At 64.3% G+C, this 13,013-nt stretch carries 12 protein-coding genes and 2 riboswitches; of the genes, 7 read left to right on the plus strand and 5 right to left on the minus strand.

The features are described 5' to 3' along the window. Positions 1–267 precede the first annotated feature (267 nt). Positions 268–1,293 (plus strand): isopenicillin N synthase family dioxygenase, encoded by a 1,026-nt coding sequence (locus HS968_RS07925; RefSeq protein WP_182370890.1) that lies wholly within the window; start codon positions 268–270, stop codon positions 1,291–1,293. Continuing rightward, a complete protein-coding gene (locus tag HS968_RS07930; RefSeq protein ID WP_182370891.1) occupies positions 1,290–2,222 on the plus strand; it encodes a hypothetical protein in 933 nt (310 codons plus the stop codon). The genes HS968_RS07925 and HS968_RS07930 overlap by 4 nt, the downstream gene beginning before the upstream one ends. A gap of 318 nt (positions 2,223–2,540) precedes the next feature. Here HS968_RS07930 and HS968_RS07935 read toward each other — a convergent pair whose 3' ends face one another. From HS968_RS07935 to HS968_RS07945, 3 genes are all read right to left on the minus strand, one after another. Next, the gene (locus HS968_RS07935; RefSeq protein WP_182371586.1) at positions 2,541–3,356 is read right to left on the minus strand and encodes an ABC transporter ATP-binding protein; all 816 of its coding nucleotides are present in this window, start codon (positions 3,354–3,356) and stop codon (positions 2,541–2,543) included. Positions 3,357–3,397: 41 nt separating this feature from the next. Further along, positions 3,398–4,213 (minus strand): ABC transporter permease, encoded by an 816-nt coding sequence (locus tag HS968_RS07940; RefSeq protein ID WP_182370892.1) that lies wholly within the window; start codon positions 4,211–4,213, stop codon positions 3,398–3,400. Positions 4,214–4,398: 185 nt separating this feature from the next. Continuing rightward, positions 4,399–4,499, minus strand: a riboswitch (guanidine-I (ykkC/yxkD leader). A gap of 180 nt (positions 4,500–4,679) precedes the next feature. After that, entirely contained in the window at positions 4,680–5,741 is a 1,062-nt protein-coding gene (locus HS968_RS07945; protein WP_182370893.1) for a putative urea ABC transporter substrate-binding protein, read from the minus strand. Positions 5,742–5,789: 48 nt separating this feature from the next. Further along, positions 5,790–5,907: riboswitch (guanidine-I (ykkC/yxkD leader) on the minus strand. 232 nt (positions 5,908–6,139) lie between these two features. Here HS968_RS07945 and HS968_RS07950 point away from each other — a divergent pair. Further along, entirely contained in the window at positions 6,140–6,577 is a 438-nt protein-coding gene (locus HS968_RS07950) for a hypothetical protein (protein WP_182370894.1), read from the plus strand. Between the two features lie 8 nt (positions 6,578–6,585). On the opposite strand, the gene HS968_RS07955 is transcribed toward HS968_RS07950, so the two are convergent. Next, entirely contained in the window at positions 6,586–7,506 is a 921-nt protein-coding gene (locus HS968_RS07955) for a LysR family transcriptional regulator (protein WP_182370895.1), read from the minus strand. A 97-nt stretch (positions 7,507–7,603) separates the two neighbouring features. On the opposite strand from HS968_RS07955, the gene HS968_RS07960 reads away from it, so the two are divergent. The 4 genes from HS968_RS07960 (at position 7,604) to lapD (ending at position 12,591) form a co-directional block, all read left to right on the plus strand. Then, complete coding sequence (locus HS968_RS07960) at positions 7,604–9,391, plus strand: alkyl/aryl-sulfatase (RefSeq protein WP_182370896.1); 1,788 nt, start codon at positions 7,604–7,606, stop codon at positions 9,389–9,391. Between the two features lie 145 nt (positions 9,392–9,536). Further along, positions 9,537–9,782 carry a DUF1145 domain-containing protein gene (locus tag HS968_RS07965; protein WP_182370897.1) on the plus strand — a complete coding sequence of 82 codons (246 nt, stop codon included), beginning with the start codon at positions 9,537–9,539 and terminating at the stop codon, positions 9,780–9,782. A 125-nt stretch (positions 9,783–9,907) separates the two neighbouring features. Then, positions 9,908–10,615 carry a cysteine protease LapG gene (gene lapG / locus HS968_RS07970; RefSeq protein ID WP_394337714.1) on the plus strand — a complete coding sequence of 236 codons (708 nt, stop codon included), beginning with the start codon at positions 9,908–9,910 and terminating at the stop codon, positions 10,613–10,615. Between the two features lie 8 nt (positions 10,616–10,623). Next, positions 10,624–12,591: a cyclic di-GMP receptor LapD gene (gene lapD / locus HS968_RS07975; RefSeq protein ID WP_182370898.1), complete on the plus strand. Its 1,968-nt coding sequence runs from the start codon at positions 10,624–10,626 to the stop codon at positions 12,589–12,591. 46 nt (positions 12,592–12,637) lie between these two features. On the opposite strand, the gene HS968_RS07980 is transcribed toward lapD, so the two are convergent. Beyond that, on the minus strand, positions 12,638–12,979 hold the full coding sequence (locus tag HS968_RS07980; protein ID WP_013714560.1) for a hypothetical protein: 342 nt from the start codon (positions 12,977–12,979) through the stop codon (positions 12,638–12,640). Positions 12,980–13,013 lie beyond the last annotated feature (34 nt).

Below are 13,013 nucleotides of genomic sequence, written 5' to 3' on the forward strand. Positions count from 1 at the left end.
AGCGTGCCAGCTCGCCGAAGCCCGCGGCTGGGCGCTCTGGCGATGTTACTTGCGGCTTGCGTGCTGCCTGATGGGGCTGGGCGGGTGCCAATTGCACCGTTCGAGGGCGATTCAGCTTATGGCATCGCCGGGTGATGGCGCCCCGGCGGTGGCATGGAAATCGCTATCTATCTTCTCGCAGGGGCGACCTCGCTGCCGCCTTCGGGACGACCCGACCCGCTGCTCGTCTGGACGACCAGGTAACTCACTTGTTCAAGGGAGATTGCCATGGTGCATACCCATTTCACGTCCATTCCTCTGATCGATGTTGCCGGTCTTTATGCCGAGAGCCTCGCCGAACGCCAGCGCGTTGCCGACGAGCTGGGCCGCGCCGCCCGTGAGGTCGGCTTCCTGCAGATTACCGGGCACGGTATTTCACGTGATCTGCGTGAAGGGCTGATCCACCAGGCGCGCAGTTTCTTCGCCCGTCCATTGGACGAGAAGATGCGTTTCTATATTGGCCAGTCGAGCAACCACAGCGGTTACGTGCCTGAGGGCGAGGAGCAGTTCGCCGGCGGCAGCAAGGATCTGAAAGAGGCCTACGACGTCAATTACGACTACACCGAGGCGCCTCAGGTCTATCCGCTGCTGGGCCCGACGCAGTGGCCGGACTCGGCGGACTTCAAGCGCGAGGTGAGCACTTACTATCGGGCGGCGCTGGCTTTGGGCGACACGCTGTTTCGCGGCTTCGCCCTGGCACTGGGGCTGGCCGAGGACACCTTCGCCGGCATCACCCGGCAGCCCACCAGCCAGTTGCGCATGATCCATTACCCACTCGATCCCGATCCGGTGGCCGACCGGCCTGGTATTGGCGCGCACACCGACTACGAGTGTTTCACCATCCTCTTGCCCACCGCTGAAGGCTTGCAGGTGCTCAATGGCGACGGGCAGTGGATCGACGTACCGTTGGTTGAGGACGCCTTCGTGATCAACATCGGCGACATGCTCGAGGTGCTCAGCAACGGCCATTTCGTCGCCACCTCGCACCGCGTACGCAAGGTCAGCGAGGAGCGCTTCGCCTTCCCGTTGTTCTGCGCCTGCGACTACCCGACGCGCATCGCGCCGATTGCCGGCCTGCCGCCTCGCGGTGAGCGTGTGTACGAGCCTGTGAGCTGCGGTGATCACCTGTTCGCGCAGACGGCGCAGACCTTCCGCTATCTGCGTGAGCGTCTGGAGGACGGTTCGCTGCAACTGCCGGATGGTGCGGCGGGGTTGTCCAGCTTCGGTCAAGGCCGCCGGGAGGTGACGGCATGAACCTGCTGGAGCTGGCTGCACGTTACCCGCAGCGCGCCGAGGGCGGTGTGCCGGACTGGATGCTCGGGCACTTTCGTCGGCGCACCATCAGTTTCGCCGATGGCCGCAGTGACGAGCGTACGCAGGTGCACTGGCTGCAAAGCCGCGCCTTCACCATCGACCTGCGCCTGCCGGACGCGCCCGCGCTACCGTTGCGCGCCTGGCAGGACTACGACGCCGCTGAGCTGCGCCAGCTCGCCAACCACGAGGGGTGGATGGCCGACAGCGTCTGGGAGAACGGCTATCTGAGCTGGCACGGCGGCGTCTCCTTGCAATTGCACAACCGCTGGCCGGAACCGGCACAGTTGCAGCGCATCGGCAATTGCATGATCGAGTTCGGCACCACGGGCGCCTATGTCGAGGACTGGCGTTTGCAGGCCAGCAGCGGGCCGCTGATCGGTCTGCGTTTGCTGGAGGAGTGCGACGCCGAAACTGGCGAGGTGCTGCAGCGCGGCGGTGGCCTGATTCTCTGCGGTGAGCAGCTTGGCTGGGTGCACGGGCGGCGTGAGGAGCCAGGTGAATCACCCCTGCAACTGCGTGAGCGCGCCGAGCGGGCGCAGGGTGATGGTGAAGCGTTGGCACCGTTGTTCGACTGCGAAACCTCGCTGGCCTATGCCGATGGGCAGGGGCGTTATCAGGTGGCGCTTTCCACCTTGCCGGCACGAGTGGGACAGATGGTTTCGCTGGAGGGCTTCGAGCTGCCTGGTGCGGGTCGTGTCTGTCAGCACCTGCAGCGACCGGACGGGCGCGCGGTGGTGCGTACCTTCATCATCGATACGCTGGAGCCGGGCTGGCGCGCGGAGCTCGCCACGCCGACTACCGACGAGGCGCAGCGCTGGTTCGCTGCGGAGGGGGAAACGCTGTCGCGCTATCTTGAGGTGTTGAGCTAGTAGAGGCTGCGCCTCCCTGGCCGGAGGCGCAGTCGGTGCGCATGGCGCACCCTACGGGTTATCGCACGACTTGCGCTGCGTAGGGTGCGCTGTGCGCACCGAGCTGGTGGCTCCGTAGCCCGGATGCAATCCGGGGGAAATGTGTTGGTGATCCCCGGATTTCATCCGCGCTACAACCTGTCGAGCGTTGCGATCAGTCGACAGCAATTTAGTCACGGTGCTGTCACGGCAGAGGCGGTGCGCATGGCGCACCCTACGGGTTATCGCGCGGTTTGCGCTGCGTAGGGTGCGCTGTGCGCACCGAAACAACCGCTGTAATCAACGGGCGGCGATGCGCTCGGCCAACTCGTCAGGCAATTGTGTTTGCGCCCGACGCGTCTCGTTCAGCGGGATGTCGTAGGTGATGCGTGCGCCGTAGGCGTTGGGCGCCTGCGGGTCATGGCGCACCTTGTCGAATACCAGCAGGCGAGTGCCGAGGCTGAAGCCTTCCGACAGGTCGTGGGTGACCATGAATACCGTCAGACGGGTCTCCTGCCACAGCTCCAGCAGCAGCGCGTGCATGTCCTTGCGGATACCGGGGTCGAGGGCGCCGAAAGGCTCGTCGAGCAGCAGCATGCGCGGCTGCATCACCAGTGCCTGGGCGATGGCCAGGCGTTGCTGCATGCCACCGGAGAGCGCGCTGGGGTATTTATTCAGCGCGTGGCCGAGGCCGACCTTGGTGAGGATTTCAGCGGCACGCTCGCGGGCTTCGCGCTTGGCGGCGCCGAACAGGCGGCCAAGCAGTTTTGATCTCGGCAGCTCCAGGCCCAGGGCGACGTTGTCGAGCACGCTCAGGTGAGGGAATACCGAGTAGCGCTGGAACACCACGCCCCGGCTCGGATCAGGTTCGCTAGGCAGCGCCTGGCCGCCCAGCAACAGCTCGCCCCGGCTCGGACGCTCCTGGCCAAGCAGCATGCGCAGGAAAGTGGATTTGCCGCAGCCGGATGCACCCACCAGGGTGCAGAATTCACCTTCGTCGACCTTCAGGTTGAGGCGTTCCAGCACGACCAGGTCGCCGTATTCCTGCCACAGGTTACGCGCCTCGATAAAGGCAGCTTGCGCTGGGTTGGCAGGGGCAGTGCCGGAGTCGCTCATGGCAGGTTCACTCAACGGGACGATATGTTGGCTGAGCAGGCTCATGCCTTACCTCCTTCATGCCAGGGGAAGCACAGGCGCAGTACCTGACGCAGACCAAAATCCATCAGCCAGGCCAGCAGGGTGATCCAGATGACGTAGGGCAGGATCACGTCCATGGCCATGTAGCGGCGCACCAGGAAAATGCGGTAACCGAGGCCGTCGGTACTGGCGATGGCCTCGGCGGCGATCAGGAACAACCAGGCCGAGCCGAGCATCAGGCGCAGCGAGATCAGCAGGCGTGGCATCAGTTGCGGCAGCACCAGGCGCAGGATCAGCGTCCAGGTGTTGGCACCCAGGGTCTGTGCCTTGATCAGCAGTTCACTGGGAATTTCGCGGGCGCGCTGTTCGATGTCGCGGGCGATGCAGGGGGTGATGCCGATGACGATCAGCATCACCTTGGACAATTCGCCGAGGCCGAAGACGATGAACAGAATCGGCAGGATCGCCAGCGGTGGAATCATCGACAGCACCGTGAGCAGTGGCGACAGCGGCGCGCCGAACAGTGGAATGCTGCCGGCGGCGATGCCCAGCACCAGGCCCAGTATTGCCGCGATGCCGAGACCCAGTCCCAGGCGCTGCAGACTGGAGGTGGTGTCCTGCCAGAACAGGTATTGGCCGCTGCGCTTGTCTTCGCTGAAGGCCAGGCGATCGACGGCGTCGATCATCTGGCTGGCGCTGGGCAGCAGCTTGTCATTGGGGTTCTCGGCCAGGCGGGTAGCCGAGGCGCTGAAGTAGACGAACAACAGCAGGGCGAAGGGCAGCAGGATCAGCAGCAGGCGGCCGCTGCGATCGGGGTGGCGGTTGATCAGGCGCATGGATAGTCCTCGTCGTGCCTGGAGCGGAATGCGTGCGCAGCTAGCGGGCGCAGCGGCGCACTGGCGTGGGACCGTTGGGGTTGGCGGCTGGTTGCCGCTGATGCGAGTGGGGCGTACCCATGATGAACCTCCAGTTTGACAGGGGCGGACAGGAGTTCGCGGCGGTTCCCCACGGATGGGGCGCGTTCTCCCGGGCTTTTGTCCCGCCGTGTAACCTCGCTGGAGGTCGCTAGCTCTCGGACCAGTCGCTCGCCTGTGGCGAGCCGGAACCCTAGCCGGCTATTGGCAAATTGTGGTGCCGCGATCCCGGCAAGCCGGGTTGTTCCTGCACAACCTGTTCTTAGCGAACATCGTGCCATGCACCACGAACCGCAGCAGACGGCGCTGGCTTGTCGGCTCTCGATGATGCGGTGCGCCGTGCTGGTGCGACTCGATCATGTCGTGCTGCCTGCTGGGGCGTCGGGGCTCAGAGCTTGCCGTCTGCGGCCAACTGCATGTAGTCGTGATCGAAACGCAGCAGGATGCGCTGCGCATTGCCCAGGGTCTGCTCGCCGCTGAACGCGATGCCCAGGTTGCTCAGACCCTGGCCGCTCTGGCCCAACAGGCCGTGGGCGTCGGCGAAACGGGCGACGCGCTGCATCAGATCTGGCAGTTTGCCGGTACGGGTGAAGTTCAGCGCGGTGCGTGGCGAGTAGAACGAACGCAGGGTGCTGAGTTGCGCGTCGAAGTCCTCGGCGCTGGTCTCGGCGGCAACGGCCATCTTCGTCCTGGCTGCGCGTCCGGCTGCCGTGGGCAGGCCCAGCAGACGCTGGGTTTCGAACCAGGCACCGGTCAGTGCACGGCCGAACTCCGGGTGCTGCGCCAGGGTCTGGCTGTCGACCACGGTCAGGTCGAGAATCTCGCCCGGAATCAGGTTGGAGGTGAACACCTGGCTGACCTCGGCCTTGCGCCGAATCTCGGCGAGGATCGGGTTCCAGGTGATCACGGCATCGCCCTGGCCGGCGAGGAAGGCGTCGGCGATTTCGCTGTCGGAGACGTGCTGGATGGTCACGTCGCTTTCCTCCAGCCGCGCCCATTCCAGCGCGCGGCTGAGCAGGTAATGAGAAACCGAGTTCTCCACCAGCAGCACGGTCTTGCCCTTGAGATCCTGTATGCGCTTGCCCGTGCCACGCAGCAGTACGCCATCGGCGCCGTTGGAGAAGTCGCCGATGATCAGCGCGGTACTGTCCTTGCCGGCGGCAGCAGGAATGGTCAGGGCGTCCATGTTGGTCATGGTGCAGGCATCGAACTGGCCGGCGGTGTACTGCTCGATGGAGCCGACATAATCCGGCACCTGCTGCACCTGGATGTCGATGCCGTATTTGTCCGCCCACTTCTTCACGATGCCCTGTTCAGCAGCGTAGCCCCAGGGCATCCAGCCGGCGAAGATCGACCAGCACAACTTGAAGGATTTCGGCGCGGCCTGGGCCGTCGGGGCGCCGAGCAGGCAGGCGCAGAGCAGGGCGGTAAGCAGAGAACGCATGGGCATGACCTCGAGTAATCAACGGAATGGGAAAGCGGGCAGCCGTGCTGCGCGTTCTCCCGGGCTTTTATCCCGCCGTGTAACCCCTCGGCTTCCCGCCGCTGCATGAGGTCGCCCACTCTCGGACCAGCCACTCGCCTTGCGGCGAGCCGGAACCCTAGTCGGCCATTGCGATTCGCTACCACCTGCGATCCGTCGTGCGGATCGGCTTTCCGCTGCGGCTGCAAGCGAATGGCGTGCCAGTCGTCGTTCGTGCGCAGGGATCGGGCGCGCATTTGCGTCACCCATCACAGCCGACGAAGTGAATCGCACCTGTTCAGGTCGGCGCTGTCTGATGCCTCAGGGATCACCATCCCGGAGGCCGACATCGGTCGGCGTCGTCCCAGCGGTCACAGGAGGCCGCCATGCCCTACAAGATGCTGTTTTCCGCCTTGCTCTTGCTCCTTTCCGGTTGTGCCGTCTACGGCGGTGGCTACGACCGCGGTTATCACAATGGTCAGTCCTACCGTTACTACGACGGCTACCGGCGTGATTACTACGCGCCACCGGTTTACCTGGCGCCGCGCTACTACTACGAAGATCGTCGACATAACTATTACCCGGCCCCTCCACGTTACGTGCCGGCACCGCCGCCGCGTCACTACTATGGTCATGAACAGCGCCGCGACAGCTACAAACGCTACGACCAGCCGCGCCATGACTATCGCCGTGACCCGCGTCGTCAGGAACATCGCGGTGGGCAGATTCAGCGTGGCTGGGACGCAGGTCGCAACACGCAGCAGCGCTTCTCCAATGGGCGCAGCCACAACGAACAACGACGTAGCGGCGAGCGCCGCTGGTAAGCCTTCCCTCAATCCGCCACGCGCCCGGCGCGTGGTGTCTGTTCATCCACCCGGCGAATCGCTTCGACCATGGCCTGTGCTGCTGGCGACAGGCTATGGCCGGCGCGGCTGACCAGGCCATAGGCCGAATGCTGATGCAGGCTCTGGGGTTGCAGCGGCAGCATGGCGAGCTGGCCGCTGTCGACTTCGTCGGCGATCACGTCCCAGGGCGCCATGCTCAGCACATCGCTGTCGGCCACCAGGCGCTTGAGCACCAGGAAGTTGTCGCATTGCACGCTCAACGGCTGCGCTCGTCCGCTGGCCTGGCCCAGGCTGCGCTCGACCACCTGTGGCAGTTGTGTGCCGGCCAGAGGGAAGTCGAGCAGGTCGCGCAGTCTCAGGTCGCCACGCTGCAGCAGCGGATGAGACGGGCGGCAGAACAGTACGCCCTGATGCACGCGCAGCGGTTCGATGCGCAATTGAGCGTCGTCCTGCAACTCGCGGATATCGGCGACGAACAACTCGATGGCCGAGTCCAGCAGGCTGTCGCGCAGCTCCAGCCAGTTGGCGATATCCAGTTTTACCTGCACCCGTGGGTAACGTTGCAGTAACTGTCCCAGTGCCTGTGGTATCAGCCGAGCAGCCGGGTAAGGGCCGGCGCCCAGGCGTAGCTCGCCAGCTTGCAGGTTGCCCAACTGATTGACCGCGTTGCTCAACGCTAGGCTGCCGGCCAGCAGGCGACGGGCGTGCTCCAGCACTAGCTGGCCATGGGCGGTGAGGCTGACACCACGGCTGTGGCGATCCACCAGGGTGCAGCCCAGCTGGCTCTCCAGCGCCTGGATGCTGCGGCTCAGCGCCGGTTGGCTGAGGTGCACGGCAGCGGCGGCGCGGGCGAAGTGTTCATGTTCGGCGAGGGCGACGAAGTGACGGAGCTGGCGTAGATCGTTCATGCGCTTCCTGCATTAACTGGTCTGTTCAAATGCATTGGAATTATCGGATGGCCTTTGCCAACCTGCCAGCATTCCAACAACAAGACAGCCCAATGCCATGAGTTCCTTCTCTCGCTTCAGCGGCCTGCTGCTGGCCGCCACCCTGCCATTGAGCGCCGTTGCCGAACTGCCGGCCGAGCGCATCGAACCCAGCATCAACGCCGAACTGGCGGCCCACACCCGGGTATTCGCCCAGCAGGTCTATCGCGTCGCCGACAACGTCTATTCGGCGGTCGGCTGGCAACTGGGCAACGTGGTGATGATCGAGGCGCCGCAAGGGCTGATCATCGTCGATACCGGTGAGTCGGTCAGCGAGTCACGCAAGGTCATGGCCGAGTTTTGCAAGCTCACCGACAAGCCGGTCAAGGCAGTCGTCTATACCCACTTCCATCCGGATCACATCAACGGCGTGCAGGCCTTCGTCAGCCGCGAGCAGGTGGAGCGCGGCGAGGTGCAGATCTACGCCCACGAAACCTTGCTGCAGAACGTGGTAGCGCAGGGCGCCCTGGTCGGGCCGATTCTCGGCGTGCGTTCGGCGTACAGCTTTGGCTCGTTCCTGCCCGCTAGTGATCAGGAGGGGATGAATGCCGGTATCGGCCCGCTGGCCCAACCCGAGGCGTCGTCCTTCATCGCGCCGACCGTGACCTTCGGTGAGCGCCTGGATACCAATATCGCCGGTCTCGATGTGCAGTTCCTCCACGTACCCAGTGAAGCACCGGACGAGATTGTCCTCTACCTGCCGGACAACCGCGTGCTGATCAGCGCCGAGGTGGTGCAGGGGCCGACTTTGCCGAATATCCACACGTTGCGCGGCACCAAGTTCCGCGACCCCGTACTGTGGGTCGACAGCCTGGACAAGATGCGCGCCTACCGTGCCGAGCATATGGTTCCGCTGCATGGGCGCCCGGTCAGTGGTCAGGACAAGGTCGAGGAGGTGCTGCGCATGACTCGTGATGGCATCGCCTACATCCACGACCAGACCGTGCGCTGGATGAACAAGGGCCTGACGCCGGACGAGTTGGTGGAAAAGGTCAAACTGCCGCCGCACCTGGCCGGCTACACACCTTATCTGCGTGAGTACTACGGCACGGTGAAGCACAGCGTGCGGCAGATCTACAACGGTTACCTGGGCTGGTTCCAGGGTGACCCGGTGGCACTCGACCCGACCCCGCCGCGGCAGCAGGCCGAGCGTTTGATGGCGCTCGCCGGTGGCCGCGAGAAGCTGCTGCTGGAGGCCGGCAACGCCTACCTCAAGGGCGATTACCAGTGGGCGGCCGAGCTGGCCGGTTACGCCATCCGTGTCGACCACGAAGACAAGCTGGCGCGCGAGATCAAGGCGCGTAGCTTCCGCAAGCTGGGCTACGCCAGCATGAACATCAACTGGCGCAACTGGTACCTGATGAGCGCCATGGAGCTGGAAGGCAAGCTCGACGGCGAGGCCATTCGTCAGCGCTCGGTGGCGATGCGCAAGGTGTTCCTCTCGCCGGACATGGTGCGCAGCTTCACGCCGCAGAGTTTCCTGCAGAACTGGGTCACGCGCATCGATCCGGAGAAGGCGGACGATGTCGAGCTGACCCTGGGCTTCAGCTTCCCCGACGTGGACGAGCAATGGGCGCTGGAGGTTCGGCGTGGCGTCGCGCAGTTGCACAAGGGCATTCCCGAGGGCACCGCTCTGCGTCTGAGCATGGACAAGCGCTTCATGGAAACCCTGCTGACCGGTGAAGGCGGCCTGGTCAAGGGCGCGCTACTCGGCGATGTGAAGGTCGACGGCAACCTGCTGGAGATTCGTCGCTTCCTCAACTGCTTCGACTTCAGCGACGAGGCGTTCGGCCTGACCCTGCGCTGAGGATGTATCCCGTAGGGCGGCGTCACGTCTACCTCTACATCAGCCAGTCTGAAACGGGAGCAGCGCTTGGCACCAGTCGAAAGGGAGGCGGCTCACGATGAAAAGGTTCGGCACACTCCCAGGTTCATCCCCTCGGAGGCTCACGATGAACCTGCTGTCTTTCGCCAAGGGTGCCCTGGCCATGTTCTGGCTGGTGGCGCTGCTCAATCTGTTCTATCCCTTCGCCGCGCCGCTCGGTGGCTGGGTCAACTGGACGGCGTTGCTGGTGCTGCTGGCGCATGTCGGCGAACTGCTGCTGTTCCGTTCGCGTTTGCAAGGACTACCTGGGCAGTGGTGGCAGCGTCTGCAGGTGTTGCTGTTCGGCATGTTGCACCTGCAACGGTTGCGCTGACTTCTGCCCATTGAGCGCTATGCACTTTCGCCGGGATAACGGCGAAGTGCCATTGTCTTTTTTCGGCTCAGCCCGCACCATTCCCGCCGTGTTCCAGGGGCCGTAAGCCCCGAGACGGATTGCCGATGTTTCGAGGTTGCGCAGGCGCAGGTCGATGGGGGCGGGGCCGGCGCAAGTCGTTCCTGGCTGCGCCGTTGCTGCTGATTTTGCTTGCCGGTGTGCTGCACGCGGACTGGGATTTCAATCTGATCAGCCAGCGTGCCGAGAAGCTCTACGGGCCTCTCGGCGACGGCAAGGCGCGCATCGATGAATGGCAGGCGCTGCTGGAGCGCCTACCAGAGCTGGACGAGCCGGCACAGCTGGAAGCGGTTAACCGCTTCTTCAATGCCAGCCTGCGTTTTCGTGATGACATCGAGATCTGGCAGCAGAACGACTACTGGGCGACCCCGGTCGAGGCCCTGCGTAAGGGTGCGGCGGACTGCGAAGATTTCGCCATCGCCAAGTACTTCACCCTGCGCGAAGCGGGCGTGGCCAGCGAAAAGCTGCGCATCACCTACGTCAAGGCACTTCGCCTGAATCAGGCGCACATGGTGCTGACCTACTACGCCACACCGGACGCCATGCCGCTGGTGCTGGATAACCTGATCAATGTCATTCGCCCCGCCAGTGAGCGCTCTGATCTGTTGCCGGTCTACGCCTTCAACGCCGAGGGGCTGTGGCTCGCTGGCAAGGGGGGCGGCAAGCAGGTGGGAGACGCCAAGCGCCTGTCGCGTTGGCAGGAATTGTTGAAGAAGATGGCCGCCGAGGGATTCCCGGTGGAGCCGGGTCGATAGGAGTCGAGATGTCGCTGTTCAAACAATTGCTGATTGCCATCTGCCTGTTCCTGGTGGTCGCCTTCACCGGTAGCTTCATGGTCGGCCTGGAAAGCTCCCGCGAGCAGTACGTCAACCAGTTGCGTTCGCATGCGCAGGACGCCGCGACCGCGCTGGGTTTGTCGCTGACGCCGCACGTGGACGACCCGGCGATGATGGAGCTGATGGTCAGCTCGATCTTCGACAGCGGTTATTTCCAGAGCATCCGGGTGATCGACATCGCCAGCGGCAACACGCTGGTCGAGCGCAGCGGCGTGCCTGACGCCGCCGATATCGAAGCGCCGCAGTGGTTCGTCGACCTGATTGGCCTGCAACCCGAGGTCGGCGATGCCCTCGTCAGTCGTGGTTGGGAGCAGGCGGCGCGGGTGGAGGTGCAGAGCCATCCGATGTTCGCCATCGCCCGTCTATGGCGCAGCGCCCTTGGTAGCCTTGGCTGGCTGTTGCTGTGTGGCCTGCTCAGTGCCGGGGTTGGCGCCTTCGTCCTGCGTCGCCAGCTCAAGCCGCTGGATTACATGGTCGAACAATCCCACGCGATTGCCCGCCGCGAATTCCTCAGCCTGCCGATGCTGCCACGCACTCCCGAACTGCGCCGGGTGGTAGAGGCGATGAATCAGATGGTGGAGAAGCTCAAGGCGCTGTTCCAGGAGCAGGCCGAGCGCAGCGAACGGCTGCGTGACGAGGCCTACAAGGACAGCCTGACCGGGCTGGCCAACCGTCGCTATTTCGAGATGCAGCTGCAGGTGCGCCTGGGGGCCGAAGACCAGGCCAACGTGGGTTACCTGCTGATGATCCGGGTGCGTGACCTGGCCGGGCTCAACCAGCGCCTGGGCGGTCAGCGTACCGATCAGTTGTTGCTGGCGGTGGCCGACCTGCTGTCGCGCGAAGGCGCAACGCTGGGCGCCGGTTGCCTGGTGGCCCGCAGCCGTGGCGGTGATTTCGCGCTGCTGGCGCCGGGCCTGGTCGCCGAGGAGGGCGAGCAGTTGGCCATGCGTCTGGAGACAGCGTTTGCCAGCCTGGCCATGACCTGCGGCAGTGACCTGACGCCGATGGCGCATATCGGTCTGGCGCCGTTCCGGCCCGGTGACGAATGTGGCGAGTTGCTGCGCTTGGTCGACGAGGCGCTGGCCAGGGCCGAAGGCCTGAGCGAGCAGTGTTGGGCCCTGGCTTCGCGCGATGATATCGCCAGTGTCGGTGATGAGCGCCATGTCTGGCGCTCGCTGCTGGATCAGGCCTTGAGCCGGCGTCAGATCGAGCTGTATTTCCAGCCGGTGGTCAGTGCCCGCGATCCCGGCCAGGTGTTGCACTACAAGGTGCTGTCACGCATTCGCGACGAGCTGGGGGCGACTATTCCTGCCGGACGTTTCCTGCCCTGGTTGCAGCGCTTTGGTTGGTCGTCGCGCCTCGATCTGCTGATGCTGGAGGCGGTGTTGCAGCACCTGGCTGGCCATGCACAGTCGCTGGCACTGAACCTCTCCGGCGCGCTGCTGCGCGAACCCAAGGCTCTGGAGAAGGTTTTCGAACTGCTCAAACGGCATGCCGAGTTCGCACCGCGTCTGGTGCTGGAGCTGGAGGAGGATCAGTTACCGGAACAGGCTGCCCTGGAGCAACTGACCCGACGACTGCGCAGCCTGGGGTTCAGCCTCAGCCTGCAGCATTTCGGTGGTCGCTTCAGCATGATCGGCAACCTGGCTCGCCTCGGTCTGGCCTATCTGAAGGTCGATGGCAGCTATATCCGCGCCATCGATCAGGAGGCTGACAAGCGCCTGTTCATCGACGCCATGCAGCGCGCCGCGCACAGCATCGATCTGCCCCTGATCGCCGAGCGTGTGGAAACCGAGGGGGAGTTGCAGGTACTGCGGGAAATGGGGATTCAGGGTGTGCAGGGCCAACTGATCGGTGCGCCGATGCCGTGGCCGCCGACATCCCCTGTGGCCTGAACCGAGGCAGCGCGGCGGGTGAGGGGCGGCACGTCGGTGGCTGGCCTCAGATCAGGCCCGTGCTCACTTCTTCCTGGATCAGGCGCGACAGACTGCCGAGGGCTTCCCGTGCCTGGTTGCGGCTGAGCAGCTTGGACTGCGCGGCCGGTGGCAGGTCGGTGATGCGGATGATGCCCTTGGCGATCAGCACACTGATCAGGTCTTCCAGTACGCGAACCATTTCCTGGTCGCTCTGACGCAGCTGCAGCAGACTGGTCTCGATGGCCTGATTGGAATACCAGGCCAATATGTCTTGGTCATCGGCGGGCAGTTGCTGGGTAAAACCCTCGAACTCGGCCGCTTCGACGCGAATCAGGTTGCCCTGATCGTCGCGCTGCACGTAAAGCATGGATGCCTCCTGATGAGACGTCGATCACCGGACA

Origin of the sequence: Pseudomonas berkeleyensis (genome assembly GCF_014109765.1) — a bacterium.
GTDB classification, from domain to species: Bacteria; Pseudomonadota; Gammaproteobacteria; order Pseudomonadales; family Pseudomonadaceae; genus Aquipseudomonas; species Aquipseudomonas berkeleyensis.